At 39.0% G+C, this 4551-nt stretch carries 5 protein-coding genes; 2 read left to right on the forward strand and 3 right to left on the reverse strand.

Annotated elements, in window-relative coordinates:
* Positions 1 to 1757 (reverse strand): CHC2 zinc finger domain-containing protein (locus tag JCM15548_RS21345; RefSeq protein WP_173427677.1); only part of this gene is annotated, 1757 nt, incomplete at its 3' end.
* 145 nt (positions 1758 to 1902) lie between these two features.
* Between JCM15548_RS21345 and JCM15548_RS19940 the strand changes: the two genes are divergently transcribed.
* On the forward strand, positions 1903 to 2268 hold the full coding sequence (locus JCM15548_RS19940; RefSeq protein WP_062128917.1) for a helix-turn-helix domain-containing protein: 366 nt from the start codon (positions 1903 to 1905) through the stop codon (positions 2266 to 2268).
* Position 2269: 1 nt separating this feature from the next.
* Positions 2270 to 2839: a hypothetical protein gene (locus JCM15548_RS19945; protein WP_062128919.1), complete on the forward strand. Its 570-nt coding sequence runs from the start codon at positions 2270 to 2272 to the stop codon at positions 2837 to 2839.
* A 28-nt stretch (positions 2840 to 2867) separates the two neighbouring features.
* On the opposite strand, the gene JCM15548_RS19950 is transcribed toward JCM15548_RS19945, so the two are convergent.
* The gene (locus tag JCM15548_RS19950) at positions 2868 to 3335 is read right to left on the reverse strand and encodes a hypothetical protein (protein ID WP_062128921.1); all 468 of its coding nucleotides are present in this window, start codon (positions 3333 to 3335) and stop codon (positions 2868 to 2870) included.
* An 11-nt stretch (positions 3336 to 3346) separates the two neighbouring features.
* On the reverse strand, positions 3347 to 4551 hold a 1205-nt coding region (locus tag JCM15548_RS19955), incomplete at its 5' end, for an RHS repeat-associated core domain-containing protein (RefSeq protein WP_305047660.1).

Here is a 4551-nt window from a genome sequence, read left to right on the forward strand (position 1 = left end):
CCGGTTCCGGAAGCACCAAGGCTGATTATGTGCAAGGGTTGTTCCCTTAATCTGGATGTAAACACCAGGTACATTAAAAGCCGGTTGTTTTCTTCCCCTATCATTCCAGTTCTGCCGATGTCGTTGTTTGTACGTTCCATCAGCTTGGGGGCTTTCAGGTAGTTTAGTGCTTTGCGGTATCGCTGTTCGCTTAGCTGCCGTGCTTGTGGTTTCTGCTCCTTTTGGCTTTCTATTTTGCTCAGCCTATAGCATTCTATTTGTTCGGTTAGCTCTGCAATGGCTCGCTTTAAAACATTGGTACCGGTTTCTAATTGCTCACTGGCTTTACCTATGAACTTCTCTAAATAATCGGAGTGGTAAAGGTCGATGATGTGGCGGATGCTGTGCAATGGGTCGTTTGTATCGGTTCTGCTGATTTTCACGGTGATTCTAAGGCGGTCGATTTGCTGCAGGTTGATGCCGCCAAGGATAATGATTTGCAGTTCTTCGGTGGTGTAGGTTATAAAGTCGGGATTTCGGGTATTTAGTTTTCCCTGTTGTGGTAATGTCTGTCTTGTCTGCATTTCCGGTAATGGTTGTGGCTGTGGTTCTCTTTCCTTAATTTCAGTTTTTTCAGTTAAAAGAAATGATTCATCCCGTACCGAAGGTCGGGAAGGTTTTCGATGCTCGAACAGGTGAGTAAAGATTTCAGTTTCGTAAGCCAATGACAAGCTATTTACGTCTTCGCCTTCGGGCGTTTCAATGGAACTCAGTTTTATTTGTGCCTGTCCCGCTTTTCGCGGGAGCATTAATTCGCTCAGTTCTGTCTGATACTTTTCGATGGCTTCATTTCCTGCTTTGTCGCCATCAAAAAAGAAGATGATTTCTTGTAGGTACTCCAGCTCTTTTATGGCTTGTTTATGTTCTTCTGTAAGTCCGTTTGTTCCGTAGCAAGCTAAAATGCTGCATTCTGCTGTAATTTCCGGCATCTGTAAAAGTGTAGCTGCATCTATGATGGCCTCGGTTAAAATCAGCTTGGTGGTTGCCGGTCTCGGATAGCCTGGATAAAGTCCGCTGCGGTCTTTTAAATAGTAGTGTTTCGATTGGTTGTTGTTGGTGATGCTTCGCCCATAAATACTAACGATTTGGTTTTGCTTATTCTTTAGTGGGAAGATTATGCAGTCCTTTGCAAAAACTTTGAAGGTATTGCCGGTGGCATTGGGAACCGGACTACTGTAAGGGATTAACAGACCGGCATTGATACAGGCTTTCTGGTCGGCTTCGCTTAATTTGCCCCGGTGATGGAACTGGCCGGAGTTGTAACCAATTTCTAAAAGTTCATGCTTTAGATTACGGCCTTTCAGGTATTCTTTAGGTTTCACGCTGACAGGGTGGCTTAGGCCATTGCGGAAGCTTTCAAAAACCCTGGTTAGTATTTCGGTGTGCCCTTCGACTACGCTCAGGACAGGGTTCTCTTTTGCCTGGCTCTTTTGTTGCTTGGGCTTGTTGTTTATTGGTTGTATCTCTCCGATTAGCTCCGTTGCCTTTACTAATCCTTTGTGTTTGCTTCCTTCTTTTAAGGTGCAAAATTCTATCTGGTCGCCGCTTTTGCCGCAGCCAAAGCAATTAAAAGTATTGGTGGTTGAGTAAATCTTCAAGCTTGGCTTATCATCGGCGTGGAAGGGGCATTTTAGCATGTTGTTTCGGTCGGGCTGTAAACCGTAGTGTTTTAGTACCGTACCAATATCCAAGCGTGCCTTTATGTCCTTGATTTCCATAGTTAAAATTTTTATTGCGATTTTTTCAACCACAAAACTAAAAATTAATTCACTATATCGCAATAACATTTTAATCTAAATCGCAATTAATTGCGTCAAATTCACTTTATCGCTACTTTTGCCATAGAACTAAATTTTCAGTATCATGAGTTTGGGAAAGACCATCAAAAAGATTCGGGAACAAAAAGGCATGCTGCAAAAGCAAGTAGCTGCAGAACTTAATATAGGAACTACCAACTATAATAAATTGGAGAACGGTAATCGTGAACCATCAGTTAAAGAACTTCAACAACTGGCCACACTTTTTGATTTAACGGTTGACCAGGTCTTAAACTTTGAAGACGACATGCCTAAAGAGGTTTCTTTGGAGAATAAAACGGAGATGGAGCAATTTAAGCTTATACAACAGCTCGAGGAAGAAGACAAGCAAACGGTAATGAAGATTATTAATACCATGCTTACAAAAGCCAAGTTTAAAGACTTCTTTAATAAAAATATTGCAACTCTATAGCATGAAAGAAGCTTGGGATTTTTATATTAGTATATTTACTCATGAAAACGTTGCTGTCAAAATAGGTGCTTACGGCGCAACATTAGCGACTCTTTCTTTCCTTATTACATTTATTTTTAAGCCAATTTATAAAAGGATTGAGCGTAATGTCGGTAAATTAAAAGTAAAACACTCCATAAACCAACAATTAATACAAACTTACGGCATTTATCAAGACATGTCTGCCGGAGACCCTCTTTTTACTGTGATTGTAACAAATACTGGAAGTGTACCAAAACACATCAGAAACATAAACATTAAAACTTCAAAAAAAATAAATGGAGATAACCAGTTCTCAACTCCTAATGTAAACGGGGCATTTCCAGTTAAATTGGAACCCGGCCAGCAATTCAAACATGATTTTTCGATAGGAGCTTTAACCAGAGATGTTTTTAATTACCTTAGACCGAACGACAAAGTTCAATTTTTGGTTTATGACACTTCCGATAAAAAGTATAATTCTAAAAAAGTAAATGTAAAGCAACTTACTATGCAATTGGGAGTGGCACACAACTTTAACACTGGAAAATAAAAAACCCGGACTTGCCGGGCTTTTTTATCTACATATTTGGCAATATAAATTTCCCTATACTCAAAATCACTGCATTAAATGAGATAAATAAAATTATCTTTTTTAAGTACTCTTTATAGCCATTTCGGCTTGATATTAAATAAAACATAGCAAACAATGCTAATAGCATTGGGATAAACGACTGTCCTACATCAACATTGTTAACTCTTTCTGCAATATACCATATACGGTCTATAATCACCCCTACAACCACAAACTGACATACTATTAAGGTGTTTAATTCCTTCTTTAAAAGGTAATAACCCGATAAAGCAAATAAAAAAGAATAGACCATAGTTCCAAACCAGTCCTTCATCTCAAAAGGGAAATTGTAAAACACTCTCGGTTCTCCCCCAAAATAACCTTGATTAAAGAAGCGAATCAATATCCATAGAAAAATAACAATACCGACTGCCATCATTAAAATACTGATGGGTAATTTCTGTTTGCTTATCATCCTATTTCCTATTAAAAATCAATTGTAACTCTTTGTAAATTATTATTTTCCATATACTCAAAGATTCTCTGAAAAGTATTCGCATTAAGCACTACTCTAGTATTGTCTTGCTTAGCTGTCCCCTCATCTTCATTACCTTCTTGCTTTGCCTCGCCTAAGCCACCATTTACCTGCACATAAGATTTTGCTGTATTTGCATCTCTTTTCTCGCCTCCTGTATTAAAGGATGTTGGCTCAAGAATACCAAACAACTCCTCACCTCCATATTTTAGCCTTTGTGAACCAGCACCATCACTATAAATCTTTCTGAGGTAATTTTCGAACTTCACAGCTTCTTTTTCAACACTAAATTTTGAACGTCCTTTAATATTACCCGTCTCATCCTGGTATGCATGATACAATTCATGTCCAAGCATCTCGAAAGAACGGTATTTATTACCCCTAACCTCCGCATCACCTTGATAATAAGTCGCTCTATTCCAAAATGGACTATATGATGAAGAGGTAGGAAACCATCCACCGCCTCCAATTTTATAAACATTGCTTGAATTATGCAGAGCTTCAATCATTTGTCTCCCCATTGGAGTTGCATAAATTATTGCTAAATCATTATAAGTTTGTGCCTTATTAGGACCAACGATAACAATCTCTCTGCCATCAGGGTCTATTGCAACAGTCGGCCGATTCCCCACATAGCAATAGGGTGATAAAGCAGAATATTTGAAAGCCAGTGGATCAACAGTATGGAAACGTCCCAACGCCGGGTCATACATCCTGGCCCCGTAATCGTACCAACCTGTTTCATCCTGTAATTCTTTACCGTTGTAAAGATACTTATTATCACTCTCCGGGTTATAGGGCATAGTACGCAAACCAAATGAATAATAATCGGAACGCTGTAAAGCTATGGCCGTTTCTCCTGACCCTCGTTTAAAAGCAACTCGGGTATTACCTAAATGATCCTTTAAAAAGTATTCATAAGAATAGATTGGTGTAAAACCGTTACCATAAGTCACTTTAACAACACCCTCATCATGATGTATCAGGTCAACCAATCGATCAATCTGGCTATAAGTCCAATACGACTCAATTCCATTGTTGTAATATCGAGTCTCGTCATACTCGCCACTTTCAGCCGTAAGATCAACATACTCCTTTCTTAATTTTCGTCCTTCGGCATCATAAATATACCTATAATCAACATAATTACCACTGA

The sequence above is a fragment of the Geofilum rubicundum JCM 15548 genome, from assembly GCF_000974365.1.
Classification (GTDB): Bacteria; Bacteroidota; Bacteroidia; order Bacteroidales; family Marinilabiliaceae; genus Geofilum; species Geofilum rubicundum.

What these genes read in the sequence shown, in the direction of transcription:
- JCM15548_RS19940 (WP_062128917.1), top strand. Translation starts at nt 1,903, where the DNA reads ATGAGTTTGGGAAAGACCATCAAAAAGATTCGGGAACAAAAAGGCATG.
- JCM15548_RS19945 (WP_062128919.1), top strand. Translation starts at nt 2,270, where the DNA reads ATGAAAGAAGCTTGGGATTTTTATATTAGTATATTTACTCATGAAAAC.
- JCM15548_RS19950 (WP_062128921.1), bottom strand. Translation starts at nt 3,335, where the DNA reads ATGATAAGCAAACAGAAATTACCCATCAGTATTTTAATGATGGCAGTC.